Here is a 24,281-nt window from a genome sequence, read left to right on the forward strand (position 1 = left end):
GAGCGCCTTCGCCCCCCTCAACTCATCCACTGACCGCCATCGACATTGTAGGTCTGGGCGACGATGTATTCGGCGTCATCGCTGGCCAGGAATACCGCCATGCCGGTGAGATCTTCCGCGGTGCCCATGCGGCCGTAAGGCACGGCTTCGCCGACCAGCTTCTTCTTCTCGCCCTTCGGCCGGTTCTCGTACTTGGCGAACAGCGAATCGACATGATCCCAATGCTCGCCGTCGACGACGCCCGGCGCGATGGCATTGACGTTGATGCGGTGCTTGATCAGGTCGAGTCCCGCCGACTGGGTGAGCGAAATGACCGCCGCCTTGCTGGCGCAATAGACGCCAACCAGCGCCTCGCCGCGCCGTCCGGCCTGGCTCGCCATGTTGATGATCTTGCCGCCCTTGCCGCGTGCGATCATCGAACGGGCGACAGCCTGCATCATGAACAGCGTGCCGGCGACGTTGACGGAAAACAGCCTGTCGTAGCTCGCCTTGCTGATCTCGACGATCGGCGCCAGGTCGAACAGAGCAGCGTTGTTGATCAGAATGTCGAGGCCGCCGGTCCTTGCCTCGACCGCCTTGACCGCCGCCTCGATCGAAGCGAGGTCGGTGACGTCGAGCTTGACCGCATAGGCTTCCGCCCCGATCTCCGAAGCCGTCTTTTTGGCTGCCTCCAGGTTGATATCGCCGATCGCAACCGTGGCGCCCTCGCGGACATAGGCTTCGGCGAAGGCCTTGCCGATGCCGCGTGCCGATCCGGTGATCAGCGCCGATTTACCTTCCAGCCTCATTGCATGATCGCCTTTCCGTCGGCGCCGAAGCGATGCAGCTTGGCCTTGTCGGGCGTCAGATAGATCGTGTCGCCATGGCTGACCGCCAGCTCGCCGTCGGCGCGCACCGTCAACGGCCCGACGCCGTCGGCCTGGACGTGCAGGAACGTGTCGGAGCCGAGGTGCTCGGCAACGCCGACCGTGGCTTTCCAGTCGCCTGATGTGGTCGAGATGTTCATGTGCTCAGGACGGATGCCGATGGTCTTGGCGCCATGTTTGGCCGCCGGCGCCCCCTCGATCAGGTTCATCTTCGGCGAGCCGATGAAGCCGGCGACGAACAGGTTCTTCGGCGTCTTGTAGAGCTCCATCGGCGAGCCGACCTGCTCGACATTGCCGGCATTGAGCACGACGATCTTGTCGGCCATGGTCATCGCCTCGACCTGGTCGTGGGTGACGTAGATCATTGTCGTCTTGAGCTGGTGGTGCAGCTCGCTGATCTCGAGCCGCATGGTGCCGCGCAGCGCGGCGTCGAGGTTGGACAAGGGCTCGTCGAACAGGAAGGCCGAAGGCTGGCGCACGATGGCGCGGCCGATGGCGACGCGCTGGCGCTGGCCGCCGGAGAGCTGGCCAGGGCGGCGATCGAGATAATTGGTGAGGTTGAGCACGCGCGCCGCGTCCTTCACCTTCCTGTCGATGGTCGCCTGATCATCCCCCGCCATCTTGAGCGGAAAGGCGATGTTCTTCGCCACCGTCATGTGCGGGTAGAGCGCATAGGACTGGAACACCATGGCCAGCTTGCGCTTGGCCGGCGCCTCACCGGTCACGTCGCGGCCATCGATGTTAATGGTGCCGCCGCTGGTATCCTCCAGCCCGGCGATCAAGCGCAGCAGCGTGGACTTGCCGCAGCCCGACGGACCGACGAAGACGACGAACTCGCCATCCTCGATGACCAGGTCGATGTTCGGGATGATCGACGTCGCCCCGAAGGATTTGGAGACGTTCTTGAGCGTGATGTTTCCCATGGTTTCCTCCCCGAGGGGTTATCGTCCGTCGTGCGCTGCTCGCGGTGGCGTTATTTCACGGCGCCAAATGTCAGGCCGCGCACCAGCTGCTTCTGGCTGAACCAGCCCATGATCAGGATCGGTGCGATCGCCAGCGTCGAGGCCGCTGAAAGCTTGGCCCAGAACAACCCTTGAGGGCTTGAGAAGGAGCTGATGAAGGCGGTGAGCGGCGCAGCTTCGGTGGTGGTCAGCCGGATCGTCCAGAACGCCTCGTTCCAGGCCAGGATGATGTTGAGCAGCATGGTCGAGGCGATGCCCGGCACCGCCATCGGCGTCAGCACGTAGATGATCTCATTCCACAGCGACGCGCCGTCCATGCGCGCCGCTTCCAGGATCTCGCCCGGGATCTCGCGGAAGTAGGTGTAGAGCATCCAGACCACGATCGGCAGGTTGATCAGCATCAGCATGACCATCAGGCCGACGCGGCTGTCGAGCAATCCGGTATCGCGGAAGATCAGATAGATCGGGAACAGCACGGCAACCGCCGGCATCATCTTGGTCGAGAGCATCCACATCAGGATGTCCTTGGTCCGCTTGCTCGGCGAGAAGGCCATCGACCATGCCGCCGGCACGGCGATAAGCAACGCCAGAATGGTCGAGCCGACCGACAGCAGCACCGAATTGAGGAAGAACTTGAAATAGCCGTTCTGCGCCTCGACCTCGGTGTAGCTTTCCATTGTTCCCGACGGCAACAGGTTGAAACCCTGGATGGCCTCCTGTTCCGACTTGAACGAGGTGATGATCGTATAGAGGATCGGGAAGAAGATCAGCAGGGCGACGATCCAGGCGGCCGCCGTCGCAATCGTCTTGTGCCGGGTGGTGACTGCACGTGCCATGGTTTCCTCCCTTATCTGTCCAGGTTCTTGCCGACGGCGCGCATGGCGAAGAAGGCAACGATGTTGGCGAGAATGACGGCGATGACGCCGCCGGCGGATGCCTGGCCGATTTTGAACTCCAGCAGTGCCTTCTGGTAGACGAGGAAGGGCAGGTTGGTGGAGGCGTAGCCCGGCCCACCGTTGGTGGTGACCAGGATTTCGGCGTAAACCGACAACAGGAAGATCGTCTGGATCAGGATGACGACGGTGATGGCGCGCGACATGTGCGGCAGCGTCAGATAGATGAAGCGGCTGACGAAGCCGGCGCCATCCATCTCGGCGGCTTCCTTCTGCTCGCCGTCAAGCGACTGAAGCGAGGTCAAGAGGATCAGCGTCGCAAATGGCAGCCACTGCCAGGCGACGATGATGATGATCGCGGTGAGCGGATGCTGCCCGAACCAGTCGATCGGCTGCCCGCCGAAGAAGCGCGCGATATCGGCAAAGACGCCGTATTGCGGATGCATGATCATGTTCTTCCAGACAAGTGCTGCCACCGGCGGCATGACGAAGAACGGCGAGATGACGAGGATGCGGACGATGCCCTGTCCCCACATCGGCTGATCGATCAGAAGCGCCAGCAGGATGCCGCCGATCACGGTGATCAACAGCACGCTGACCACAATGGTGAGCGTGTTGAGGATCGACTGCAGGAATGCCGGGTTGGAATAGAAAAGGGCGTAGTTCGAGAAGCCGACGAAGCCATCGCGGATCGGGTTGAGCGGATTGTACTGCTGGAATGAGAACCACAGTGTGAACACTAGCGGGACGATCATCCAAACCAGCAGCAGCACCACGGATGGCGCCATCATGAAACGGGCAAGCGAACGGGTCTGCTGAGTAGCCATGACGGTCACCCTTCAAAGGTCAGCCAGGATTTTCAATGAGGCGGCCGCCCGAACTGGGATCCGGGCGGCCGTTGCCGGTCATGATGGGCAACCGGCGTTCGACACCGGGAGGAGCCTTACTGGATATAACCACCCTCGGTCATCGCCGCGGTGGCAGCGTCCTGGGCCTGCTTCAGGGCATCGTCGACACTCGTCTGGCCGGCGAGTGCCGCCGAGAAGAGCTGGCCGACAGTGGTACCAAGACCCTGAAATTCGGGGATGGCGACGAACTGGACGCCGACATAGGGCACCGGCTTGACGGTCGGATGCGTCGGATCGGCGGCATTGATGGAGTCCAGCGTCATCTTGGCGAACGGCGCTGCCTTCTGGTACTCCGGATTGGCGTAGAGCGAGGAGCGCGTTCCGGGCGGAGCATTGGCCCAGCCTTCCTTCGAAGCGACGAGTTCGGCGTAGCCCTTGCTGGTTGCCCAAGCGACGAATTTCTCGGCGGCGTCCGCCTTCTGGGTGCCGGCGGGAATGGCCAGCGACCAGGCCCACAGCCAGTTGCCGCGCTTGCCCAGGCCATTGTCCGGCGCCAGCGCATAACCAACCTTGTCGGCGACCTTAGAGCTCTTCGGGTCGGAGACGAAGGAGGCCGCGACAGTGGCGTCGATCCACATGCCGCATTTGCCCTGCTGGAACAGCGCCAGGTTCTCGTTGAAGCCGTTGGACGATGCGCCCTCGGGGCCATCGGCCTTCATCAGGTCGACATAGAACTGCAGCGTGTTCTTCCATTCGGGCTGGTCGAACTGCGGCTTCCACTTTTCATCGAACCAGCGCGCGCCGAACGAGTTCGACATGGCGGTCAGGAAGGCCATGTTCTCGCCCCAGCCGGCCTTGCCGCGCAGGCAGACGCCGTTCACGCCATTGGCGCGGTCCGTCATCTTGTCAGCGGCCTGCTTGATGAAATCCCAGGTCGGTGCCTCGGGCATGGTCAATCCGGCCTTCTCCATCAGGTCCTTGCGGTACATGACGAAGGAGCTTTCGCCGTAGAAGGGTGCGGCGTAGAGCTTGCCGTCGACCGACAGACCGCCGGCGATGGCCGGGATGATGTCCTTGACGTCATAGTCGTCGCCGAGCTTGTCGAGCGGTAGGAGCCAGCTCTGCTTGGCCCAGATCGGAACCTCGTAGGTGCCGATGGTCATCACGTCGTACTGGCCACCCTTGGTGGCGATGTCGGTGGTGACGCGCTCGCGCAGCACGTTCTCTTCAAGCGTGACCCACTGCAGCTGGATGTCGGGGTTCTTCTTGGTGAAGTCGTCCGTCAGCTTCTGCATGCGGACCATATCGCCATTGTTGACGGTGGCGATGGTGATGGATTCGGCGTGCGCGGCGAACGCGAGGGCGCTGGCCGACAACAGGCCCAGGGTGAGTGTGCGAAGTTTCATCAAATTCCTCCCATAAACCAAGTTGAGCATTTGCCTTGGCTGTGAGCAATTACTCACTTGGCGTTAATTATGTCAAGCCCGATTCGTTGCTGCAGCGCAGCAAGCGGATGTCGCGCCGCATCAGGCGCAAGTCGTTTCGGAGGAATTCAAAGAGAGGTGCGGACGGGCTTGCCGGCGCGAAATGCCGGATTCCGGGGCCGGGTATCAGCCTACTGGTTGGCGATCTCGGCGAGAATCCAGTCACGAAAAGCGCGGATCTTCGGCACGTTGCGGCGTGCCGTCGGGTAGACCAGCCAATAGGCGTGACCGTCGTCGCCGACCAGATCGAAGGGCTGAATCAAGCGGCCGTCGGCAAGCTCGGCCTTGAACAGCGCCCTGGTCACGATTGCCACGCCTTGCCCGGCAATCGCTGCATTGGCCTCATAGGCCTGTGCGCCCATGCTGGTACCGGGTCGCTTGGCCAGTTCGTCGACCGGCAAGCCGGCGGCGGCAAACCAGTCCCGCCACCAGATGTCGCCCGGATCGAGGATCGGCAGCCGCAGCAGATCGGCCGGCTCCTTCACGCCGCCAATGCTCGCCGCTAGCTTCGGGCTCAGCATCGGCGTGAAGTCGGCCCTGAAAAGCATATGCGTTTCCACGCCCGGCCAGTTGCCGCCGCCGGAGCGGATGGCGATGTCGATATCCTCGCGGGCGAAATCGACAACCCTGTTCGACGTATCGACGCGCACTGCCAGCGACGGATGTGCGACCTGGAACGAGCCGAGATGCTGCGCCAGCCAGTTCGAGGCAAAGGTCAGCAGCGTCGAGACACAAAGCAGATTATCGGCACCGGTGCGCGCGGCGGCATAGGCTCCGCTCAACAGAGCGAACGCCTCGCTGGCCGCAGGTGCCAGGCGCTGCCCCGCCTCGGTCAGCACGATCTGCTTTGGCCGACGCATGAACAGAGGCCCGCCGACGCGCTCCTCCAGAAGCTTGATCTGATAGCTCGCCGCCGCCTGCGTCATGCCGAGTTCCTGGGCGGCCTTGGTGAAGGAAAGATGCCGCGCCACCGCCTCGAACACCCGGATCGCTTGAAGCGGCGGGAGCTGGGAGACCTGACGTTCCTTCAGTTCGGGCATAAGCCCTCCTTATGGGCCGTGATCGACGTTTGATTGGCAGCAAGGGCCGATACTGCCGATATTCCAGGTCGACGATCAATCTCGTCTAGACATAGCGAAGGCTGACGATCATGACCACGGTACAAGAAAAACTGTTTCCAGTTCCAGTCCACGGCTGGTTTTCACGGCTGGCGCGTGGATTTGTGCGGCACGCGGCGAAGAAGCGAGCCTATCTCGATGTCAGGGAGTTGCCGCCGCATCTGCAGCGCGACATGGGCTTCCTCGACGGCAACGATCCTTGCGGGCGGCGCCAATAGCCTTGCCGGACCTACCTCTCGAACTTATCGGAAATCACCCGGCCGCCAGCAGCGCGGCGGCAGTCCGCTCGTCGGTAATGAGGCCGTTGACCAGCCGCCGGTTCACAGCAGCAAGGATGCCGGGGAGTTTCCGCTCACCCATCGCCAAGGCGATCACCAGCGACTTTTCGCGCGACGGCAGCGCCGCCGACGAAACCCGGTCGTTGGTGATGCCTTCGATCATGCGGCCTTCGCGGTCGAACACCCAGCCGACGATCTCGGCGACGCCGCCGGCCTTCTGCAGCGCCTTCAATTCACTCTCCGAAATGAAACCGTCCTCGTAGAGCGGCGCCTTAGGGCCGAGGTCGCCGATGCCGACAAAGGTGACATCGGCCTCCGCCGCAAGCGCCAAGGTCGGCTGGATCATCGGCTGGCTGAGCAGCATCTCGCGCTCCTCCGGCGAGGAGGCGATGACCGGCAGCGGCATCGGGAAGGAGCGCGCCTTGACCCTATCGGCCATGGTGAAGATGACGTTGTAGAAGGCGGCTGAGCCGTCGGGCGAGATGTTACCAGTCAGCGACACCACCTTGTGCTGCGGGCATTCCATCGGCGGCAGCTGCTCGATCGCCGCCTTCAGCGTGCGCCCAGTGCCGATGGCCATGACGATGGGGGTCGGCGACCGCAATCGCCTCTCGATTTCGGCGGCGGCCGCCTCGGCGACGCCGATGATGGTGGAGGAGGAGCCAGGATCGCTCGGCACCACCTCAACCAGATCGAGCGCGAAGCGCGACTTCAGCCGCGCCGCGAGATCGAGGCAATTGGCGATCGGGTGGTCGACGCGCACCTTGATCAGCCCTTCCGACACCGCCAGCGACACCAGCCGCTGCGCCGTCTGCCGCGAAATGCCGAGCGTGGCGGCGATCTGGTCCTGGGTGTTGCCGGCAACATAATAGAGCCAGCCGGCGCGCGCCGCTTCGTCCAACCTGTTGTTGCTGCCGCCGTCCTGCCGCAAATTCAAGTCCTGCCTCCCAAAGCCCGCAGAGCATTCGAGTGCCGTAGTGTCGCAAGGAATGCGCGTGCGCGCAATTGTCTATCGCCGGAGCAATTGCTTGCTGCTTTAAGCATCTACAATGGAAACAATCGTCCCGCTGCCGTCATTTCCGGAAAGATGGGAGTGGTTTCGGTCCCCTGCCACCGTCGCTGACGGCGGGCTCGACGGTTTATCTCTGGACACAAACGCTTTAAGGGGATCGCAAAAGGAGCCTCGCATGACGCCGAAAGCAGTTTTCTGGGACATGGACGGTACGTTGGTCGACAGCGAGCCGCTGCACGAGGCGGCGCTGGTGGCGGCGCTGCATAGTGTCGGTATCGCAGCGCCGGCCAACCTGCATGAGCGGGTGCTCGGCATCGCCGCATGGCCGGTCTACGAGATGCTGCGCGACGAGTTCGGCCTCGACCTGCCGTTCGACGACTGGATCGTGCGCAAATACGATCACTATCTGCCGCTGGCCGAGACGCTGAAGCCGCGCCCCGGCGCGATCGAGATCTTCAACGAACTGCGGGAACGGGGCGTGGCGCAAGCGGTGGTTTCCAACTCCGACCGGCTGATCGTCGACGCCAATCTGCGCGCGGTCGGCCTCGTCTATCCCGGCATGAAGACGGTCAGCCGCAATGACGTGCACGAAGGCAAGCCGCATGCCGAGCCTTTCCTGCGCGCCGCCTGGCTGGCCGGCGTCGATCCAGCCGATGCCGTGGCGGTCGACGACAGCGTCACTGGGGCCACGGCCGGGCTGGCGGCGGGGATGAGGACGATGTTCTGGCCGGAGGCACCGATGGAAGGGCCTCCCGGCGCGACCGTCATCAACAGCGCCGAGGAGTTGCGGGCAAAGCTCGGGCTTTGAGCCTGCCCGTTTGACATCCATCAATGGAGTCGGTGCAGGTCTCCTATTGGCGATCAGTTCCGGTAGACCGGTTCCTGCTCGTCTAGGATCGCCTTGAGTTCGGATAGATGCCGCTCGGCCTGGCCGGGATAATCATCCATCTCGCTTGCGGCCTTCTCGGCGATTTCGTCGGAAAGCACGCGCAGCGGCCGGCCGGTCCACAGCGCCTTGATATAGGTCTCGGCGGCGCGCTCGAAATAGAACATGCGGTTGAAGGTGTCGGCAACGGTGTCGCCAATGACCAGCACGCCATGATTGCCCATGACCATAACCTTGACCTTGGGATCGACGAGAAGCTGCGAGCAGCGTTCGCCTTCCTCCTCGAAGGCCAGCCCGCCATAGTGGCCGTCGACGACATGGCGGTTGAAGAACATCGCCGAGTTCTGGTCGACCGGCGGCAGGCGGGAATCGGCGAGCGAGGCGAGCACGGTGGCGTGGATCGAATGCACATGCATGACGCAGCGCGCATGACGCACATTGCGATGGATGGCGCCATGCAGGCCCCACGCCGTCGGATCGGGGGCATTCGGGCCGGAGAGCGTTTCGGGATCGTTGGCGTCGATCAGCAGCAAGTCGCTCGCCTTGATGCGGGAGAAATGCACCTGGTTGGGATTCATCAGGAATCTGGTGCCGTCATCGTTGACGGCCAGCGAGAAATGATTGGCTACCGCCTCGTGCATGTTGAGCCGCGCCGTCCAGCGGAAGGCAGCGGCGAGATCGACGCGTTCCTCGTAGAAAGGCAAATTGGTCAGCGGTTCCTTTTGCAGGCGGGCGATGCTCATCGACACTACTCCGTGAAAGACGCAAGGATGCCGCGAGCCTGAGATGCGCGCAACCGGTTTCGGTTGGTGCAGGGAGCCAAATAGGTCCCACAGGCGCCGCCAACGAGGGGTTCAGGCGGCAGATCGTGCGGCGCGCAGCCCGCCATGCTCGATGATGAAATCGATCACCTGCTGCAGCCCCTTGCCGCGCGACAGATCGGTGAAGCCGAATGGCCGCTTGCCGCGCATGCGGGCAGCGTCGCGCTCCATGACATCGAGATTGACGTTCACATAGGGCGCAAGATCGCTCTTGTTGACGACAAGGAAGTCCGACCGCGTGATCGCCGGCCCACCCTTGCGCGGGATTTCCTCGCCCTGGCAGACGGAGATGACATAGAGCGTCAGGTCGGCGAGGTCGGGCGAGAAGGTGGCAGCGAGGTTGTCGCCGCCCGATTCGATGAAGACGATGTCGAGATCCGGGAATTTTTTGGTCATCTCGGCGATCGCCTGCAGGTTGATCGAGGCGTCCTCGCGGATGGCGGTGTGCGGGCAGCCGCCGGTCTCAACACCCATGATGCGATCCTCGGGCAGCGCCTGCAGCCGGGCCAGCATCATGGCGTCTTCCTTGGTGTAGATGTCGTTGGTGACGACGGCGATCGAGAACTCGTCGCGCAGTGCCTTGCAGAGCTTTTCGGTGAGCGTCGTCTTGCCGGAGCCGACGGGGCCGCCGATGCCGATGCGAAGAGGACCGTTGGCTTGTGTCATGTGGGGAACTCCGTAATGGCAAGAACGGCGAAGCCAAGCCCGATCAACAGGCAGAGCGGCGAATAATAACGCAGATCGAGCCGCGCGAAAGGTTGCTCCGGCGTTAGCCGGCGCCACCACGGCGTGAAGCCGGCTATACCGCGCGCCAGGAAGACCAGCGCGATGAGCAGCGATGTGGCGGCGAGCCCGGCCTTGGGAAAGGGCGTGGCAAAGATGCCTTCGAGCGCCATCGGCCATAGCGTTGCCAGGGCCAGACAGGCGGCAACGGCAAAGCAGGCGAAGGGCGTCGGCATCTCGTCGATGCCGCGAACGCCGACCACTGCGCGGGCGCAAGAGGCGGCGTCCCTGCCCGGCCAGATACCACCGATGCCCCAATAAACATGCATCGTGGTGATCAGCAGCAGGACGAAGGAGAGCGCGAAGGCCAGGACGATCATGAGCGGAACAACCGCGAATACTGGGTTTCGTGCTTCATCGCCATGATATCCGAGATGAAGGCGCAGCCGCCGAGATCGTCAAGCGTCGAGCCGGCAGCACGGGCGGCAACGCTGAGCGCCAGCGGCTCGAAGCCAGCGAGCAGCGCGGTCGCTCCGCTTTGGCCGACCACGCCGAGCCTGATCGCTGCCTGGACGAGATTGGAGAAGAAGGCTTGCAGGAAGGCCGACAGTGCGTCCTGCAGGGCAATCGCGTTGCCGCCGGCAATTGCGCCGACGGCGACGCAATAGGGGCACTCGGCTGGCAAGGGTCCGAGCACCGGTTTCCAGGCCGCCGCAGCCTTGAGGAAGGCCGCGCCCTGCAGCATGGTTTCGGCATGGCGCTCGCGAGAGCCGGCCAGCGCCTCGGCGAGTGCCGCGGCCTGGCAAAGATCGCCGCCTTCACGGGCGCGGCGCCAGCTTTCGGCAAACAGCACCGCATCGTTCCAGCCCGAACCCATCTCGACCAGCGTCTCCAGCCATGCGGCGAGATCTTTGCTATCGGCAACCAGTCCGTCATGCACGGCGCGCTCGAGACCGTGACTGTAGGAAAAACCGCCGACCGGGAAGGACGGCGACAGCCATGCCATCAGCCGCAGCAAGGCGATATTCGATGGCTGGTCAGTCATGATTGTGGTCATGGCCATCATGGTCGTGAGAGTGGCTGTGCGAGTGAGAATGCGATTCGCTGTGTGTATGGGAATGCGCTTCAGCGTGGCTGTGCGAATGCGCCTCCGCATGCGCTTGACCGTGATCGTGACTGTGCCCGCCGTGCCCGGAATAAGCGCCGCGCACCGGCTTGAACGGCTCCGAAACGTCGCTCACCGTAGCGCCCAGCCCCTCCAGCATCGCCTTGATGACATGGTCACGCAGGATGAGGATGCGGTTCGCCTCGATGGCGGCCGCGAGGTGACGGTTGCCGATATGCCAGGCGAGCTCGGCCAGATGCACGGCGCTGCTGGCACGGATGTCGTAGAGCGGCTCCTCGGCGGCGATGATCTCGATATGGCGGCCGTCCTCCAGCACCAGCCGATCGCGGTCGTTCAAGGTGACCGGTTCGGGCAGGTCGACCAGCACCTTTTCGCCGCTCGATGTCTCGATGGCGCGGCGGCGCAGATGCCGCTCGTCATGGGCAAGCACGGCGCGGTCGTATGGCACGGTCGTTCCCGCCTCACCGGCGGCAAGCACGGAGACGGCACGCGGGAATTTGGTGAAGTCGGTGCGGATGTCGAGCTTCATCTGAAAGATCCTCCATTGCCTGTGCGGGCGCGGTCGCCAGCAGCCTAGACCATCCGCAAGATCGACCCAATGCCAGCGCATGACCCCGAAAATCAGAATCGATTTCGGAAGGGATCATGCGCCCAATCAGAGTGTTACAGCGTCCTTCGCGCGTCCGAAAGGACGCGCGGCGCTGTAATCAGACGATGGTGTCGAAGAGCCGCAGGATAAACGATATCTGGTAGATGAGCGTGGCGGCGACAAAGGCGATGTGAAAGCGGCGGTCGCGCACCAGGATCGCGACAATGCAAAGCGTGGCGAAAACCGGCGTGCGGATCAGGTACTCGACGCCGAAGCGGGCAAAATGCTCCGGCCCTTTCAGCATCGTGTCGACCACATCGAGCAGATAGGTCGCACCCAGCAGGCCGAAGAACCAGACGCGGCGCGAGTAGAAGAAATCCTCGTAGCTGGTGTAGTCCAGCATCGAATCCGGGAACAGCAGCGCGCAGAGCATGAACAACGTGACCGCGTAGAAGATGATGAACAAGTATTTGCCGAAGGTCCAGGTCTGGAGGGCGTAGAGGCCGAACTCCCACCACCAGAAATGCACCAGCATCAGAAGCACAGAGCCGACCCAGGCCAGATGCACAAGGTAGAGCCGATACTGGCCTGGATGCTGGATGATGCGGGCGAGCCCCGACAGCAGGCGGGTGACGCCGAGGCCGATCACCATGCCCATGACGATGCGGATATGCGGGAAGATGTCGTGGACGGAGGCGAGCTGCTGTTCCATCGGCCTATTGCGGCATGTTCTGCATCGGCGTTCTAGACCATGATCCCGAAAAGTGGAATCGGGTCTTCGGAAGAGATCATGATAAAAAAAGGAGGTGGAGTCCCACTCCTGTTTCCGTCTGGATGAGGCTCTACTGCGCTGGGTTAGAACAGAAAGTACCGCTGCGCCATCGGCAGCACGGTCGCCGGCTCACAGGTCAGGAGTTCGCCGTCGGCGCGGACCTCGTAGGTCTCGGGGTCGACTTCGACGTGCGGCGTGGCGTCGTTGAGCACCATCGAATGCTTGCCGATGCCGCCGCGGGTGTTCTCGACCGCGACCATCTGCTTGTCGACGCCAAGCCTGTCGCGCAGGCCGGCATCGAGCGCGGCCCTTGAAACGAAGGTCACCGACGAATTGGTCAATGCCTTGCCGTAGGCGCCGAACATCGGCCGGTAGTGCATCGGCTGCGGCGTCGGGATCGAAGCGTTGGGATCGCCCATCGGAGCGGCGGCGATCATGCCGCCAACCAGCACCATCTCCGGCTTGACGCCGAAGAAGGCCGGATTCCACAGCACCAGGTCGGCGCGCTTGCCGACCGCCACCGAGCCGATTTCCTGCGACAGACCGTGGGCGATGGCCGGATTGATCGTGTATTTGGCGATATAGCGGCGGACGCGGAAATTGTCGTTGTCGCCGGTCTCCTGCGGCAGCGACCCACGCTGGCGCTTCATCTTGTCGGCCGTCTGCCAGCAGCGGATCGCCACTTCGCCGACGCGGCCCATGGCCTGCGAGTCCGAAGAGATGATCGAGAAGGCGCCGATGTCGTGCAGGATGTCTTCGGCGGCGATGGTCTCCTTGCGGATGCGGCTTTCGGCAAAGGCAATGTCTTCGGGTATCGACGGCGACAGATGATGGCAGACCATCAGCATATCGAGGTGCTCGGCCAGCGTGTTGACCGTGTAGGGCCGCGTCGGGTTGGTCGAGGACGGGATGACGTTGGGCAGGCCGCAAACCTTGATGATATCAGGCGCATGGCCGCCGCCGGCGCCCTCGGTGTGGAAGGCGTGGATGGTGCGGCCCTTGATGGCGGCGACCGTGTTCTCGACAAAGCCCGACTCGTTCAGCGTGTCGGTGTGGATCATCACCTGCACGTCGTAGTCGTCGGCGACCGACAGGCAGCAGTCTATGGCCGCGGGCGTCGTGCCCCAGTCCTCATGCAACTTCAGCGAACAGGCGCCGGCGAGCACCATCTCCTCGAGTGCGGCGGGCAGGGACGCGTTGCCCTTGCCGGACAGGCCGATGTTCATCGGAAAAGCGTCGAAGGACTGAATCATGCGCGCCATATGCCACGGCCCCGGCGTGCAGGTGGTGGCCAGCGTGCCGTGCGCCGGTCCGGTGCCGCCGCCGAGCATGGTGGTGATGCCGCTCATCAGCGCTTCCTCGATCTGCTGCGGGCAGATGAAATGGATATGCGCGTCGAAACCGCCGGCGGTCAGGATCTTGCCTTCGCCGGCGATGATCTCGGTGCCGGGGCCGATGATAATGGTGACGCCGTCCTGCGTATCCGGATTGCCGGCCTTGCCGATCGCGGCGATACGGCCGTCCTTGAGGCCGATATCGGCCTTGAAGATGCCGCCGGTGGCGTCGACGACCAGCGCATTGGTGATGACGGTGTCGACCGCGCCTTGCGCGCGCGACACCTGGCTCTGACCCATGCCGTCGCGGATGACCTTGCCGCCGCCGAACATCACCTCCTCGCCGTGAATGGTAAAATCGTTTTCGACCTCGATGAACAGTTCGGTGTCGGCAAGCCGCACCTTGTCGCCGACCGTCGGGCCGTACATCTGCGCATAGGCGGCGCGGGTTATTCTAGCCATCAGCAATTGCTCCCGAAATCCAGTCTGGACGAGGCGTTGTTCCACATTGCCGCCATCCTATCGTCACGCAATGACCCGCTAAGCGACACTTTCCAATCCCATTTGCCGTTTGAGGTAGGGGAGTCACCCTAAATCGACCGTTTTCCAAATCGATGGAAGGAATATCCATGCGCAAAACGACACTTCTCGCAGCCGCCGCCACCGTGATGCTCGCCACCGCCGCCAGCGCCCAGCAACAGCCCGCGCAGCAACAGCCCGGTCAGGCGCCGGCTGCTCCCGCTCCCGCGACGCCCAATGCTCAGCCGGCCGTGCCGACCATACAGAGCGTCAACATCGTCGACATTACGGAGCTGCCCAAGGACACCCAGACGCAGGTCAACCAGGTGATCGCCCAGCGTGGCGAGGCCGGCCTGCAGAAACTGCGCGGCTCGATCGATTCGACGCCAAAGGTGAAGTCCGCGCTCGAAGCCAAGGGGCTCACCTCGGCACAGGTGATCGCCGCCAGCCTGGACAACAATGGCGCGCTGACCCTGATCACCAAGAAAGCCAGCTGACCACAGGCTATGGCGGGCCGGCACCCGGCCTGTCCGCCGCATCGGGGAGGGAACCTTCGCCGGGCAGGATTCGTTTGACTTCTTTAGTGCTGAAACGAATCTCGAAAAGGGTCCTGAGAGCGAGCGATGGCGATCACCACCTTCCCCGACGCCAAATGGCTGCATGCGATCGCCGCGATGGCGTTTGTCGCGGCGAGCGTTCCGCATGCGACGCTCAACGCGCAGAGCCTTGAAAGCCCGGATACCATCAACCGGATCGTCGGCTCGGAGGTCGGGCAGGAAAAGACCAACACGGCTGCGGAAGCCCGCAAGGTGACCACGGCGATCGACCGGACGCGCGAAAACATCGCCGCCGTCCGCAAGACATCCAAGCTCGACAAGGTCGACATCGTGTTCCTTGCCGATGCGGCGCGCACGGAAGGCGGCCCGCCGCCGGCGATCGAGACCAAGGTCAAGCAACATCAGGACGATATTGCAGAACTGCGCGAGGAGATCGAGGCGAACGCATTGTTGTTCAACGCTATCGACTCGCGGCGCGTCCTTACTGAAGACGTTCTCGCGGTCGAATTCGACGCCCCGGGAAAAGTCGTCATCTATGCGGCTGCCAAGCCGCCCAGCTGATCCAGCATTCGACGCCTGCGATCTCACAAGGCGCCCATGATCTTCTGCTGAAATCCGTAGACCTCGCGCTTGCCGCCGAGCGGCACCAGCGTGACGTCGCGCTCCTGCCCCGGCTCGAAGCGCATGGCCGTGCCGGCGGCGATGTCGAGGCGCATGCCCCGCGCCTTGTCGCGATCGAACTTCAATCCCTCATTGGTCTCGAAGAAGTGGTAGTGGCTGCCGACCTGGATCGGCCGGTCGCCACTGTTGGCCACCTTCATCGTGACCGTCGGCAGGCCCTTGTTCAGCTCGATCTCGCCGTCCGCAGTGATGATTTCGCCCGGGATCATTGTTTACCTCACAAGACGCCGAAGACGAGGCCGACACCGACCGCCGCACAAGCAGCGCCGGCGGCGCGGGCAAACCCGCGGAACCGCATGCCAAGGCCAAGACCGGCGGTGATGCCGACGGCATGGAGCAACGCAGTGGCGAAGGCAAAGCCGGCCATATAGCCAAGCCCAGCTGCATTTTCGACCACCTCGACGCCATGGGCATGGCCATGGAACAGCGCGAACAGGCCGATGATGGCAACACCGGCCGAGACAGGGAGATCGACCGCGAGCGCAACCAGCAGGCCGAGCGCCACGACGGACGCCAGGATGGCTGGCTCGACGAAGGGCACAGGCACGTGCAACATGCCGAGCCCGCCGCCGGCCAGCATGACGCCGACGAAGGCGAGCGGCCACGCAAGAACTGCCCTGCCGCCCTTGAGCGCCGCCCATAGCCCGACCGCGATCATCGCCGTCACGTGGTCGAGGCCGGAAAGCGGGTGCATGAAGCCTGCCGTGAAAGATGAGGTCGCGCCAGTGCCGACATGGGCATAGGCGGGCATCGCGGCAGCCAGCAGCAGGATCGCCGAGAGGGATGTGCGTTTCATCGTAGCGGGGATCATCGATGTGCCTTCCGTTATGGGCTGATGCCGGTTACGCGACCTTGCGGGCCGGGCCGCAGCCCTCGGCCTTGAGAACGCGCTTTGTCGAGGCGGGGTATGTCTTCAGCTTGGCTGCAGGGCGGATCGGACGGGTCGAAAAATTGCCGCCGCAATTGGGGCAGACGCCGCCCAGCACATTTTCCGCGCAATCGGCACAGAAGGTGCACTCGAAGGTGCAGATCATCGCATCCGTCGCCTCCGGCGGCAGGTCCTTGTCGCAACATTCGCAATTTGGGCGCAGTTCCAGCATCTTCCTCTCCTCACCTACGTTCGTGTCACCTTATCGGTTCGTGCACGGTCACCAGCTTGGTGCCGTCGGGAAACGTCGCTTCGACCTGCACGTCGTGGATCATCTCGGCGATACCTTCCATCACCTGCGCGCGGGTAACGACATGGGCGCCGGCCTCCATCAGCTCGGCGACCGGACGGCCATCGCGGGCGCCTTCGACGACGAAATCGGTGATCAGCGCGATCGCCTCCGGATGGTTGAGCTTGACGCCGCGTTCGAGCCGCTTGCGTGCCACGATCGCCGCCATGGCGATGAGCAGCTTGTCCTTTTCCCTTGGCGTCAGGTTCATGCGCTTCCCTGGAGTAGCATAATCGGAATCAAAGTGACCATAATTTGGGCAGGCCCGCCTGCCCATTGAGCAATTCGACGAGCGGAACCAGCCGTTTGCGAAGCTGGTAGCCGTCCGTGGCGAAAAGCCTCGCAAGAAGCTTGCCAGATTTCTTCACGCTCCAGAAGCTGGCGTCGCCCTGGCTGCCGATGATCTCGCGGGTCGGGTCAAGCAGAGCCTCCGCCCGCGGCGAAACCATCAGCAGCGTCGCCATGGCGATGGCGCCGCCCGCCACCGCCGGGCGGCCAAGGGTGGCTGCAATGCCTGGCCCGATGCGAAAGTCCTCGGCGTGGACGAGCGCCCCGCCCTGGTTGACGCGCCAGCGGTCATGAAAGCTGCCATGCTTTGCCTGTTCGCCCATGGCAAGGCGACCGAAGACGGTGGCCTCCAGCAGCAATGCCTCGGCGCTGGCGGCCAGTTCGACGTCGAGCGTGCGGGCAAAGGCCGAGCGATCAAAGACGATGGTCTCCTGCGGCAGCCAGGCAATGCGACCATGCCCGCCGACGCTCAGCCTCACCCGCACCTCGGCGCGGTCGGACGCGGCGCGGTAGATCTTCTCGCAAGCCTGGGTCGTTACAGTGGCTGAGGCGCCGGCGCCTACATCGATCTCCCAGCCAAGGCGGTCGCCGCCGGTCAACCCGCCGGCGGTGTTGATCAGGACGGCTTGCAGCGGATCGGCCGAGACCGCCGGCATGCGGATCTTGGCGGAGCCGTCCTGATAAAGTTGCTGGAGCCGCGTGCGACCACCACTGTTGGCGCAAACAAGCCGCGCCATTCCGGCGACGCGTTGGGCCGGCAGCGCCGAAGTCAGGCTATGTTCGATCGTGTCCACGACGCCATCGTTAAGCACTGCGCCGGCTTTGTCGATATATAGCTTGTTGCTTGACAGCGTTTCGGTTTCTATAGAGGGAGCCACCTTGGAACGATCATGCAGCGTCTGGCGGGGTAAAGGGCGACGACGACGATTGGAATCCGGGGACAAAGGGGCGCTGATCAGTTGGCGTCGGGAAACGACAAAGTTGGGGAAGAAACCGAATGGCTGACCAGCTGGCAACGGAAATCATCGCCAAGATCAAGGCTCATGCCGAGCCTGGCGGCGAAGAAATCACCACCAATACCGAATTGACCGCGCTGGGCATCCATTCGCTGGAACTGACGGAGATCATCTTCGATCTCGAGGAACAGTATGGCATCGAGATCGAGATGAACACGGTCGATGCCTGGAGCAATCTGAAGAATGTCGGCGACATGGTCGAGGCGGTTCGCGCTCTGATCGCGAAAAAAGCCTAACTGAATGCAAAAGCGCGTCGTCATCACCGGCATCGGCGGAATATGCGGGCTCGGCACCAATGCGTCGGCGATCTGGAGCGAAATGCGGGCCGGCCGCTCGGCCATCGGCCCGATCGACAATCCGCTGCTGCATGACCTGAAGGTCAAGGTCGGCTGCGAAATCAAGGCGCTGCCCGATCATGGCATCGATCGCAAGCAGCTGGTGTCGATGGATCGCTTCAGCCTTCTGGCGACGATCGCGGCACGGGAGGCCGCGCAGCAGGCGGGGTTGACCTCGCACGCAGCCAACACCTACCGGATGGGCACCATCGTCGGCGTCGGCGTTTGCGGCTGGGAGGCGATCGAAGAAAATTATCGCGCCATCCTGATCGACAAGAGGAACCGCGCCGGCATCTTCACCGTGCCGAAAGTGATGCCCGGTGCCGCCGCCGGCCATGTCAGCATGAATCTCGGCCTGCGCGGACCGGTCTTCGGCGTCACCTCGGCCTGCTCGTCGTCCAACCACGCCATTGCCTCGGCGGTCGACCAGATCAGGCTCGGCCGCGCCGACGTCATGGTCGCGGGCGGCACCGACGCGCCGCTGGTCTGGGGTATCCTGAAAGGCTGGGAGGCACTGCGGGTGCTGTCGCCCGACACCTGCCGGCCGTTTTCGGCCGATCGCCAAGGCCTGGTGCTCGGCGAAGGCGCCGGCATGGTGGTGCTGGAGACTTACGAGCATGCCATGGCGCGCGGCGCCACCATCCTTGCCGAGGTCGCCGGCGCCGGCCTTTCCGGCGATGCGTCCGACATTGTCGCGCCGACCATCGAAGGGCCGGAAGCGGCGATGCGCTTCTGCCTCGTCGACGCTCAGCTCAATCCGGAAGACGTCGACTATCTCAATGCGCATGGCACCGGCACCAAGGCCAACGACCAGATCGAAACGGCAGCGATCAAGCGTGTCTTCGGCGACCATGCCTACAAGCTTTCGATCTCGTCGACCAAGTCGATGCATGCCCACTGCCTTGGCGCCTCGGGCGGCCTGGAGCTGATTGCCTGCGTGATGGCGATCCGCGAAGGCATCGTGCCGCCGACGGCCAATTTTCGTGAGGCCGACGCCGATTGCGATCTCGATATCACGCCCAACGTTGCGCGCGAGCGCAAGGTGCGCGTCGCGCTCAGCAACGGGTTTGCCTTCGGCGGCACCAATGCGGTGCTGGCGTTCAAGGCGGTCTGACCGGAATTCATTCCGGCCATCATCCGGATACGGCGAAAGTTTTCGCCCGGCTTATTGATCGCGACCGTTGCCGCGCCTAGTTCTCTGCGACCCGGCACGCCCGTGCCGTTGCGCGCAAAATCCCCGACCAGGAGTTTTCGATGACCGACCTGTCCGCCTTTCCGATCGCCGCGCGCTGGCCGGCCCGCCACCCCGATCGCATCCAGCTCTATTCGTTTCCGACGCCGAACGGGGTGAAAGTGTCGATCGCGCTGGAAGAACTCGGCCTGCCCTACGAGGCGCATGCGGTGAACATCGGCAAGAATGAAAGCTGGACGCCGGAATTCCTGTCGCTGAACCCCAACGGCAAGATACCGGCGATCATCGACCCGAATGGTCCGGGCGGCAAGCCGATCGGCCTGTTCGAATCCGGCGCCATCCTGCTCTATCTCACCGACAAGACCGGCAAGCTGATCCCCGCCGATCCCGCACGGCGCTACGAGACGATCCAGTGGGTGTTCTTCCAGATGGCGTTCATCGGCCCGATGTTCGGACAGGTCGGCTTCTTCCACAAATTCGCCGGGCGCGAGATCGCCGACAAGCGCCCGCTGGAGCGCTATCGCGACGAATCGCGGCGGCTGATCGGCGTGCTCGAAACCAGGCTGAAGGGTCGCACCTGGATCATGGACGACGATTACACCATCGCCGACATCTCGATGCTCGGCTGGGTGCGCAACCTGATCGGCTTCTACGAGGCGAGGGAGCTTGTCGGCTTCGATGATTTCCCAACCGTGGCGGCATGGCTGGAGCGTGGCCTTGCCCGCCCGGCGGTTCAAAAAGGCCTCAACATTCCTGCCAGGAACTAGTCAGAACAGGCTAAAGCCGCGCGAAGGCGGCTTGGCCTATTTTGCCTTGGACTTGGACTTGGGCTTTGAGCCGCGCTTGCCCATGGCAGAGGCAGCCAGAGACGCGGCCCTTCTGGCAGTTGCAACAACCGCACCGGCCGCAACATTGGCTGTTGTCCTGACCGTGCGCATTGCACTGTCTGCCATCGACTCACTACCCGTTGCCGGCTTTCTGCGCTTGCCGGTTTTTGCCGCTGCTGCTGCAGCCGGCATCACCTTCTTGGGCGCCGCCTTGCCGAAAGTGGGTTTTGCATCCTTGGAACGCGCCGCCGTTGCGGGACCGGCGCCTGTCTTCGATTGAACTGCCCTGCCCTTGCCGGGCGCAGGCTTTCTTGCCTTGGTTACCATCAGACCATTCCCTCAGCATGTCAGCATAATTGCCGTATCGATGATAACGGCCTGAAAATCTTAAGGTTCCCGTCGAATTTTCCTGCAAATCAGAGGTGATCGCCGATCACCAGATCGGCGGGCCGCCGGCGGGCAAGCACGCGGTCGATGTTGGGCATGTCGTTGGAGGCGATCCAGGCGCGGGCGTCCTCGTCGGAACGGCCGTGGCCGTGCCATCGCTCCAGCAAACGGCGCTCAAGCTCGGCGCGCGGCACATCGACGAAAATCGTGAAATCGAACAGCGGCGCCAATCGCGACCATGGCTCCTCGTCGAGCAGCAGGTAATTGCCCTCGACCAGGATGAACTTGGTGTCGGCGGCGACGATCGCGGCGGCGGCGCGCGACAATTCCATGCTGCGGTCGAACACCGGGATGGCAATGTCGGGCTCGCCGGCGCGGATGCGCTTCAGCAAGGTCTCGAAGCCGGCAAAGTCAAAGGTTTCCGGGGCCCCTTTTCGCGAGCGAAGGCCGCGCTGATCGAGCACGATATCGTCGTAGTGGAAACCATCCATCGGCACCACTTCCGCCTCTGGCAGCAAATCATGCAGTTTCGCCGACAGCGTCGACTTGCCGGCACCCGGAGGGCCGGCGATGGCGACGATGACGCGCTGCGCCTTGCCGGCACGCTTGAAGATGGCGGCAGCGATATGGGCGATCTCGGACATGAGTGATTCCGCGTGACAATTCCGGCCGCATCTTGGCGGCAGTTGGCGCAAATTTCAAACCGCCGCGGTGCAGAATCTTTGAGACGCCGGAGGGACAGCGCCCCTCTCTGTCCTGCCGAACATCTCCCCCACAAGGGGGGAGATTGGCAGCTCGCTCGGTCGGCGTTCTTCTTGCAATGTCGGAGATTGGCGAAAGCGGAGATGACGGCCAATCTCCCCCCTTGTGGGCAGGGCTGTCCGGGGAAAGTCACGCATAGATGAAGCTCATCTGGTTTGGAGAGGAAGTGGGCCTGCGCTGACTTGGGTTGACGGGCGGCGGTTTGTCGATGGCGGCGATATTTCGTCGCTCGAAGAGACATCGGGCGACCAGATCGGTGAACCTGAGGATGGGCATGGCAATGCGACAGGCGCAGGCGGCGATGCGCAGCAGCGCGTAGGCGATCATGGCGGCGAAGAGCTGCAGACGGATGGCGTTGTCGTTGGTGCCGAGGAACTTGCGGATCTTCAGGTGCTGCTTGATCCAGCGGAACAACAGCTCGATCTGCCAGCGGCCCTTGTAGAGGGCTGCGATCTCGACGGCGGAGCGCTGGAGATCGTTGCTCAGAAGCGTGATGGTGTCGCCGTCCCGGCGCTGCACGGTGAGGCGTCGCAGTGGAATCGGCAGCTTGCGGTGGCTCTTGCTGGCAAGGCTCACCTCGGCGTCTTCGAGAACGGTGAAGCCGTCGCCTTGCGCGACCTCGACAGGGCGGTTGCTGAGCACCTCGAGCCCCATGTTGGATTTGGGCCGGGTGACGAAGAAGGCTTCGGCTGCGGCAATCGCCGTCCACCAGCCGTAATGGCAATAGCCCTTGTCGAACACATAGGTGGCGCCGGTCTCGATGGTGATCGTGCGGCCGATCTGGGCATCGTTGACATTGACATCGGTGATGTCGAGGACGCGCGGGCAGTCGCTGTCGGGGTCGTACACGACATGCAGCTTCATGCCGCGGATGCGGCCGTTCGACTTGGCCCAGGCGCAGGCCTTGCCGAGCGGGATGGGCGTGGAATCGATCCGCCGCAGCATGGCCGCGCCTTCGCGGCGCGTGTGCCGGTCGAGCTGGTTGGCGAGGAGGTCGAAGGTCTCGGCAAACACGCCGACGGGGCGGCGCCGGTTGGCATCCGACAAGGTCGAGCGGCTCAGCCGATCGCTGCCCAGGTGATAATGATGCTGGCAGTTGGCATTCCAGCCGGCCTCCAGGCCGCGCAGGGTGTCAGCGCCGCTCAACTGCGCATAGATCAGCACCATGAGATGGTCCCAACGGTGGAACGACTTGTCGTAGGCGTCCCCGTCGTGGCTATCCACAATCGTCTGGAAGCGGCGCCGATTGAGCGGTTCAACCAGCTTGCCAAGAATGCTAGGCCTAAAGTGCATGCCCCGTCCCTTTCTGAGTCTCGACAACCAGAAGGTAGACGGAAAAACCCCGTCTTGCGGGGCATGCGCATGCGGCAATTCGATTCACCTCAAACTTTCCCCGGACAGCCCTGCCTTGTGGGGGAGATGTCCGGCAGGACAGAGAGGGGCGCGAAGGATCGCTACAGATCGGCTTCATTCTGCACCGCGGCGTTCTTCGGCTGATGTTACGGCATGGATCCCAGGGTCTGCGCTCCGCTTCGCGTTCGCTCCGCCCTGGGATGACGAGGTGGGGAGGCGAGCGCTCAAGCAGGCACGGATTGACCGATCCGCAGGAAATCGCTGTCGAAGGCAATGTCTCGAGTCGAACCGTCGGCTGCCGTGAGGCGCATACGTCCTTGCGCTGTTGCGATGTCGCGCGGCGGCTCGCCGCTGGACAAGGGCACGGCGCCGATGACATGGCGGAAGGAGACCCTGCGGCCTTCGGCAAGGGCAAAGGCGGTCGCCACCCCTTCGCGCTTCAGCCAGTTGTCGCCGAGCGAGGCGGCGTGGCCGACCGCGGTGCACCCATCCTCGATGCCGAGCACGCCGCGGTGGCGGCCGCTCCACGGCGCATAGTCGCGCCCGCCATTGCTGATCCACAGCATGGTGACCGGCAGTTCGGCCGGGTTCTTCAGCACCAGCACGAGATCGGCCTCCGCCTGGCGCGCCAGCGCGGTCCAGCCCGGCCCGCCGTGATCGGCCTCGACCAGGGTGACGAAATCCTCGCGCAGCTGGTCCATGCGATAGTCGGTCAGGTCGACCGTGCCGCCGCCGGCGGCCGGAAAGCGTGTCAGGTCAATGGTGCGCGCGGGATAGGCGAGCAGGAAGCGGCCGCGGGCCGGATCGGGCTCCAGCGGATCGTCAGGCGTTGCCGCAAACCGCTTCGGCGAGAACGCCAGCCTGCCGCCGTCCTTCATCGCCGTCATCGGGTGGTGGGCGACGGAAATGGCACCGGAACCGCCGGAAAAGACATGCTCCTGGTAGAGAAAGGGGTGATCGTCGCGCAAGGTCAGGATCTTGTCGACGGTTGCGCCCATGACCAGATGCTGCAGCCGGAACACAGCGCGCCAGCCATCGGCTGATGCCTTGCTCTCGACGACATCCCAGCGACTGTTGGCCGGCCAGCCATGCAGCGGTGCCGGCTCGACATCGCTGCGCGAGAACGGCGCGCAGAGGAAATCGCCGGAGAGGCGAACGGTGCCCTCGGGCAGGTCTTGCGGCAGCGTCTGGCGCGGCTCGTCGACCCAGGGCGCGCGATGCAGCGGTTTTAGCCGGCGGCCATCGATATCGACCGTCATGTCGGCGAGATGGCCGACCGTGAGATCGAGCGAAACCGAAATGCCCTTGGCCCTGATCGTGATCGTATCCATGCGCACCTGCCGATTCTGTCGAGGCAGCAAAACCCGCTCGCTGCCCTTTGCGCAAGCCGGGTGGCCGGCATTTCACATCAGAGTCGGGGTTCGAGAACTGCCGG

30 protein-coding genes are annotated in these 24,281 nt (G+C 63.5%); 8 read left to right on the forward strand and 22 right to left on the reverse strand.

Going from position 1 to position 24,281, the window contains the following annotated elements; genetic code table 11:
• Nucleotides 1-17: 17 nt before the first annotated feature.
• The 6 genes from EN859_RS16855 to gcvA all read right to left on the reverse strand — a co-directional run bounded on the left by EN859_RS16855 (nucleotide 18) and on the right by gcvA (nucleotide 6,093).
• Complete coding sequence (locus EN859_RS16855) at nucleotides 18-788, reverse strand: L-iditol 2-dehydrogenase (protein WP_127854026.1); 771 nt, start codon at nucleotides 786-788, stop codon at nucleotides 18-20.
• Nucleotides 785-1,789 carry an ABC transporter ATP-binding protein gene (locus EN859_RS16860; protein ID WP_127854027.1) on the reverse strand — a complete coding sequence of 335 codons (1,005 nt, stop codon included), beginning with the start codon at nucleotides 1,787-1,789 and terminating at the stop codon, nucleotides 785-787. Before EN859_RS16860 ends, EN859_RS16855 begins: the two co-directional genes overlap by 4 nt.
• A 50-nt stretch (nucleotides 1,790-1,839) precedes the next feature.
• The gene (locus tag EN859_RS16865) at nucleotides 1,840-2,664 is read right to left on the reverse strand and encodes a carbohydrate ABC transporter permease (protein ID WP_127854028.1); all 825 of its coding nucleotides are present in this window, start codon (nucleotides 2,662-2,664) and stop codon (nucleotides 1,840-1,842) included.
• A gap of 11 nt (nucleotides 2,665-2,675) precedes the next feature.
• Entirely contained in the window at nucleotides 2,676-3,548 is an 873-nt protein-coding gene (locus EN859_RS16870) for a sugar ABC transporter permease (protein ID WP_127854029.1), read from the reverse strand.
• Nucleotides 3,549-3,664: 116 nt separating this feature from the next.
• Nucleotides 3,665-4,975 (reverse strand): sugar ABC transporter substrate-binding protein, encoded by a 1,311-nt coding sequence (locus tag EN859_RS16875; RefSeq protein WP_127854030.1) that lies wholly within the window; start codon nucleotides 4,973-4,975, stop codon nucleotides 3,665-3,667.
• Nucleotides 4,976-5,184: 209 nt separating this feature from the next.
• Complete coding sequence (gene gcvA / locus EN859_RS16880) at nucleotides 5,185-6,093, reverse strand: transcriptional regulator GcvA (RefSeq protein ID WP_127854031.1); 909 nt, start codon at nucleotides 6,091-6,093, stop codon at nucleotides 5,185-5,187.
• Nucleotides 6,094-6,203: 110 nt separating this feature from the next.
• Between gcvA and EN859_RS16885 the strand changes: the two genes are divergently transcribed.
• On the forward strand, nucleotides 6,204-6,389 hold the full coding sequence (locus EN859_RS16885; protein ID WP_127854032.1) for a hypothetical protein: 186 nt from the start codon (nucleotides 6,204-6,206) through the stop codon (nucleotides 6,387-6,389).
• A gap of 34 nt (nucleotides 6,390-6,423) precedes the next feature.
• Here the strand turns inward: EN859_RS16885 and EN859_RS16890 are convergent, their stop codons facing one another.
• Entirely contained in the window at nucleotides 6,424-7,386 is a 963-nt protein-coding gene (locus EN859_RS16890) for a sugar-binding transcriptional regulator (protein ID WP_127854033.1), read from the reverse strand.
• Nucleotides 7,387-7,636: 250 nt separating this feature from the next.
• Here EN859_RS16890 and EN859_RS16895 point away from each other — a divergent pair, with 250 nt between their 5' ends.
• Nucleotides 7,637-8,269, forward strand: coding sequence for an HAD family phosphatase (locus EN859_RS16895; RefSeq protein WP_127854034.1), 633 nt, complete (start codon nucleotides 7,637-7,639; stop codon nucleotides 8,267-8,269).
• 53 nt (nucleotides 8,270-8,322) lie between these two features.
• Here EN859_RS16895 and EN859_RS16900 read toward each other — a convergent pair whose 3' ends face one another.
• The 7 genes from EN859_RS16900 to ureC form a co-directional block, all read right to left on the reverse strand.
• Nucleotides 8,323-9,090: a class II aldolase and adducin N-terminal domain-containing protein gene (locus EN859_RS16900; RefSeq protein ID WP_127854035.1), complete on the reverse strand. Its 768-nt coding sequence runs from the start codon at nucleotides 9,088-9,090 to the stop codon at nucleotides 8,323-8,325.
• A gap of 111 nt (nucleotides 9,091-9,201) precedes the next feature.
• Nucleotides 9,202-9,834: an urease accessory protein UreG gene (gene ureG, locus EN859_RS16905; protein ID WP_127854036.1), complete on the reverse strand. Its 633-nt coding sequence runs from the start codon at nucleotides 9,832-9,834 to the stop codon at nucleotides 9,202-9,204.
• The gene (locus tag EN859_RS16910) at nucleotides 9,831-10,271 is read right to left on the reverse strand and encodes a DUF3995 domain-containing protein (protein WP_127854037.1); all 441 of its coding nucleotides are present in this window, start codon (nucleotides 10,269-10,271) and stop codon (nucleotides 9,831-9,833) included. The genes ureG and EN859_RS16910 overlap by 4 nt, the downstream gene beginning before the upstream one ends.
• Nucleotides 10,268-10,936, reverse strand: a complete 669-nt coding sequence (locus EN859_RS16915) for an urease accessory protein UreF (protein ID WP_127854038.1) — start codon at nucleotides 10,934-10,936, stop codon at nucleotides 10,268-10,270. Before EN859_RS16915 ends, EN859_RS16910 begins: the two co-directional genes overlap by 4 nt.
• The gene (locus EN859_RS16920; RefSeq protein ID WP_127854039.1) at nucleotides 10,929-11,546 is read right to left on the reverse strand and encodes an urease accessory protein UreE; all 618 of its coding nucleotides are present in this window, start codon (nucleotides 11,544-11,546) and stop codon (nucleotides 10,929-10,931) included. Before EN859_RS16920 ends, EN859_RS16915 begins: the two co-directional genes overlap by 8 nt.
• 178 nt (nucleotides 11,547-11,724) lie before the next feature.
• Nucleotides 11,725-12,318, reverse strand: a complete 594-nt coding sequence (locus tag EN859_RS16925) for a hypothetical protein (protein WP_127854040.1) — start codon at nucleotides 12,316-12,318, stop codon at nucleotides 11,725-11,727.
• 143 nt (nucleotides 12,319-12,461) lie between these two features.
• Nucleotides 12,462-14,177 carry an urease subunit alpha gene (gene ureC, locus EN859_RS16930; RefSeq protein WP_189502046.1) on the reverse strand — a complete coding sequence of 572 codons (1,716 nt, stop codon included), beginning with the start codon at nucleotides 14,175-14,177 and terminating at the stop codon, nucleotides 12,462-12,464.
• Between the two features lie 164 nt (nucleotides 14,178-14,341).
• Here ureC and EN859_RS16935 point away from each other — a divergent pair, with 164 nt between their 5' ends.
• Nucleotides 14,342-14,728, forward strand: a complete 387-nt coding sequence (locus tag EN859_RS16935; RefSeq protein WP_127854042.1) for a hypothetical protein — start codon at nucleotides 14,342-14,344, stop codon at nucleotides 14,726-14,728.
• Between the two features lie 126 nt (nucleotides 14,729-14,854).
• On the forward strand, nucleotides 14,855-15,349 hold the full coding sequence (locus EN859_RS16940; protein ID WP_127854043.1) for a hypothetical protein: 495 nt from the start codon (nucleotides 14,855-14,857) through the stop codon (nucleotides 15,347-15,349).
• A 23-nt stretch (nucleotides 15,350-15,372) separates the two neighbouring features.
• Here EN859_RS16940 and EN859_RS16945 read toward each other — a convergent pair whose 3' ends face one another.
• The 5 genes from EN859_RS16945 to EN859_RS16965 are packed head-to-tail and all read right to left on the reverse strand — an operon-like array spanning nucleotide 15,373 to nucleotide 17,768.
• Complete coding sequence (locus tag EN859_RS16945; protein WP_127854044.1) at nucleotides 15,373-15,678, reverse strand: urease subunit beta; 306 nt, start codon at nucleotides 15,676-15,678, stop codon at nucleotides 15,373-15,375.
• Nucleotides 15,679-15,686: 8 nt separating this feature from the next.
• Nucleotides 15,687-16,280, reverse strand: coding sequence for a HupE/UreJ family protein (locus EN859_RS16950; RefSeq protein ID WP_127854045.1), 594 nt, complete (start codon nucleotides 16,278-16,280; stop codon nucleotides 15,687-15,689).
• Between the two features lie 31 nt (nucleotides 16,281-16,311).
• Nucleotides 16,312-16,569: a DUF1272 domain-containing protein gene (locus EN859_RS16955; RefSeq protein WP_127854046.1), complete on the reverse strand. Its 258-nt coding sequence runs from the start codon at nucleotides 16,567-16,569 to the stop codon at nucleotides 16,312-16,314.
• Between the two features lie 25 nt (nucleotides 16,570-16,594).
• Nucleotides 16,595-16,897 (reverse strand): urease subunit gamma, encoded by a 303-nt coding sequence (locus EN859_RS16960; protein WP_023693076.1) that lies wholly within the window; start codon nucleotides 16,895-16,897, stop codon nucleotides 16,595-16,597.
• Nucleotides 16,898-16,925: 28 nt separating this feature from the next.
• Nucleotides 16,926-17,768 carry an urease accessory protein UreD gene (locus EN859_RS16965; protein WP_189502023.1) on the reverse strand — a complete coding sequence of 281 codons (843 nt, stop codon included), beginning with the start codon at nucleotides 17,766-17,768 and terminating at the stop codon, nucleotides 16,926-16,928.
• A 203-nt stretch (nucleotides 17,769-17,971) separates the two neighbouring features.
• On the opposite strand from EN859_RS16965, the gene EN859_RS16970 reads away from it, so the two are divergent.
• The 4 genes from EN859_RS16970 to EN859_RS38125 all read left to right on the forward strand — a co-directional run bounded on the left by EN859_RS16970 (nucleotide 17,972) and on the right by EN859_RS38125 (nucleotide 20,624).
• Nucleotides 17,972-18,226: an acyl carrier protein gene (locus tag EN859_RS16970; protein ID WP_126057058.1), complete on the forward strand. Its 255-nt coding sequence runs from the start codon at nucleotides 17,972-17,974 to the stop codon at nucleotides 18,224-18,226.
• A gap of 4 nt (nucleotides 18,227-18,230) precedes the next feature.
• The gene (locus tag EN859_RS16975) at nucleotides 18,231-19,439 is read left to right on the forward strand and encodes a beta-ketoacyl-[acyl-carrier-protein] synthase family protein (RefSeq protein ID WP_127854047.1); all 1,209 of its coding nucleotides are present in this window, start codon (nucleotides 18,231-18,233) and stop codon (nucleotides 19,437-19,439) included.
• A gap of 140 nt (nucleotides 19,440-19,579) precedes the next feature.
• Complete coding sequence (locus EN859_RS16980) at nucleotides 19,580-20,284, forward strand: glutathione S-transferase N-terminal domain-containing protein (RefSeq protein WP_127854048.1); 705 nt, start codon at nucleotides 19,580-19,582, stop codon at nucleotides 20,282-20,284.
• 31 nt (nucleotides 20,285-20,315) lie between these two features.
• Complete coding sequence (locus EN859_RS38125) at nucleotides 20,316-20,624, forward strand: hypothetical protein (RefSeq protein WP_189502025.1); 309 nt, start codon at nucleotides 20,316-20,318, stop codon at nucleotides 20,622-20,624.
• A 136-nt stretch (nucleotides 20,625-20,760) separates the two neighbouring features.
• On the opposite strand, the gene EN859_RS16990 is transcribed toward EN859_RS38125, so the two are convergent.
• From EN859_RS16990 to EN859_RS17000, 3 genes are all read right to left on the reverse strand, one after another.
• Entirely contained in the window at nucleotides 20,761-21,375 is a 615-nt protein-coding gene (locus tag EN859_RS16990) for a nucleoside triphosphate hydrolase (RefSeq protein WP_127854050.1), read from the reverse strand.
• A 247-nt stretch (nucleotides 21,376-21,622) separates the two neighbouring features.
• Nucleotides 21,623-22,786: an IS4 family transposase gene (locus tag EN859_RS16995; protein ID WP_127854051.1), complete on the reverse strand. Its 1,164-nt coding sequence runs from the start codon at nucleotides 22,784-22,786 to the stop codon at nucleotides 21,623-21,625.
• A gap of 284 nt (nucleotides 22,787-23,070) precedes the next feature.
• Nucleotides 23,071-24,177: a hypothetical protein gene (locus EN859_RS17000; protein WP_127854052.1), complete on the reverse strand. Its 1,107-nt coding sequence runs from the start codon at nucleotides 24,175-24,177 to the stop codon at nucleotides 23,071-23,073.
• Nucleotides 24,178-24,281 lie beyond the last annotated feature (104 nt).

The sequence above is a fragment of the Mesorhizobium sp. M00.F.Ca.ET.216.01.1.1 genome (genome assembly GCF_004010325.2).
In the GTDB taxonomy this organism is placed as follows: Bacteria; Pseudomonadota; Alphaproteobacteria; order Rhizobiales; family Rhizobiaceae; genus Mesorhizobium.

What these genes read in the sequence shown, in the direction of transcription:
- EN859_RS16990 (WP_127854050.1), bottom strand. Translation starts at nt 21,375, where the DNA reads ATGTCCGAGATCGCCCATATCGCTGCCGCCATCTTCAAGCGTGCCGGC.
- EN859_RS16855 (WP_127854026.1), bottom strand. Translation starts at nt 788, where the DNA reads ATGAGGCTGGAAGGTAAATCGGCGCTGATCACCGGATCGGCACGCGGC.
- EN859_RS16945 (WP_127854044.1), bottom strand. Translation starts at nt 15,678, where the DNA reads ATGATCCCGGGCGAAATCATCACTGCGGACGGCGAGATCGAGCTGAAC.
- EN859_RS16920 (WP_127854039.1), bottom strand. Translation starts at nt 11,546, where the DNA reads ATGAAGCTCGACATCCGCACCGACTTCACCAAATTCCCGCGTGCCGTC.
- EN859_RS16940 (WP_127854043.1), top strand. Translation starts at nt 14,855, where the DNA reads ATGGCGATCACCACCTTCCCCGACGCCAAATGGCTGCATGCGATCGCC.
- EN859_RS16885 (WP_127854032.1), top strand. Translation starts at nt 6,204, where the DNA reads ATGACCACGGTACAAGAAAAACTGTTTCCAGTTCCAGTCCACGGCTGG.
- EN859_RS16980 (WP_127854048.1), top strand. Translation starts at nt 19,580, where the DNA reads ATGACCGACCTGTCCGCCTTTCCGATCGCCGCGCGCTGGCCGGCCCGC.
- EN859_RS17000 (WP_127854052.1), bottom strand. Translation starts at nt 24,177, where the DNA reads ATGGATACGATCACGATCAGGGCCAAGGGCATTTCGGTTTCGCTCGAT.
- ureG (WP_127854036.1), bottom strand. Translation starts at nt 9,834, where the DNA reads ATGACACAAGCCAACGGTCCTCTTCGCATCGGCATCGGCGGCCCCGTC.
- EN859_RS16950 (WP_127854045.1), bottom strand. Translation starts at nt 16,280, where the DNA reads ATGATCCCCGCTACGATGAAACGCACATCCCTCTCGGCGATCCTGCTG.
- EN859_RS16935 (WP_127854042.1), top strand. Translation starts at nt 14,342, where the DNA reads ATGCGCAAAACGACACTTCTCGCAGCCGCCGCCACCGTGATGCTCGCC.
- EN859_RS16995 (WP_127854051.1), bottom strand. Translation starts at nt 22,786, where the DNA reads ATGCACTTTAGGCCTAGCATTCTTGGCAAGCTGGTTGAACCGCTCAAT.
- gcvA (WP_127854031.1), bottom strand. Translation starts at nt 6,093, where the DNA reads ATGCCCGAACTGAAGGAACGTCAGGTCTCCCAGCTCCCGCCGCTTCAA.
- EN859_RS16900 (WP_127854035.1), bottom strand. Translation starts at nt 9,090, where the DNA reads ATGAGCATCGCCCGCCTGCAAAAGGAACCGCTGACCAATTTGCCTTTC.
- EN859_RS16895 (WP_127854034.1), top strand. Translation starts at nt 7,637, where the DNA reads ATGACGCCGAAAGCAGTTTTCTGGGACATGGACGGTACGTTGGTCGAC.
- EN859_RS16960 (WP_023693076.1), bottom strand. Translation starts at nt 16,897, where the DNA reads ATGAACCTGACGCCAAGGGAAAAGGACAAGCTGCTCATCGCCATGGCG.
- EN859_RS16870 (WP_127854029.1), bottom strand. Translation starts at nt 3,548, where the DNA reads ATGGCTACTCAGCAGACCCGTTCGCTTGCCCGTTTCATGATGGCGCCA.
- EN859_RS16860 (WP_127854027.1), bottom strand. Translation starts at nt 1,789, where the DNA reads ATGGGAAACATCACGCTCAAGAACGTCTCCAAATCCTTCGGGGCGACG.
- EN859_RS16975 (WP_127854047.1), top strand. Translation starts at nt 18,231, where the DNA reads ATGCAAAAGCGCGTCGTCATCACCGGCATCGGCGGAATATGCGGGCTC.
- EN859_RS16915 (WP_127854038.1), bottom strand. Translation starts at nt 10,936, where the DNA reads ATGACTGACCAGCCATCGAATATCGCCTTGCTGCGGCTGATGGCATGG.
- EN859_RS16865 (WP_127854028.1), bottom strand. Translation starts at nt 2,664, where the DNA reads ATGGCACGTGCAGTCACCACCCGGCACAAGACGATTGCGACGGCGGCC.
- EN859_RS16955 (WP_127854046.1), bottom strand. Translation starts at nt 16,569, where the DNA reads ATGCTGGAACTGCGCCCAAATTGCGAATGTTGCGACAAGGACCTGCCG.
- EN859_RS16875 (WP_127854030.1), bottom strand. Translation starts at nt 4,975, where the DNA reads ATGAAACTTCGCACACTCACCCTGGGCCTGTTGTCGGCCAGCGCCCTC.
- EN859_RS16970 (WP_126057058.1), top strand. Translation starts at nt 17,972, where the DNA reads ATGGCTGACCAGCTGGCAACGGAAATCATCGCCAAGATCAAGGCTCAT.
- EN859_RS16910 (WP_127854037.1), bottom strand. Translation starts at nt 10,271, where the DNA reads ATGATCGTCCTGGCCTTCGCGCTCTCCTTCGTCCTGCTGCTGATCACC.
- EN859_RS16925 (WP_127854040.1), bottom strand. Translation starts at nt 12,318, where the DNA reads ATGGAACAGCAGCTCGCCTCCGTCCACGACATCTTCCCGCATATCCGC.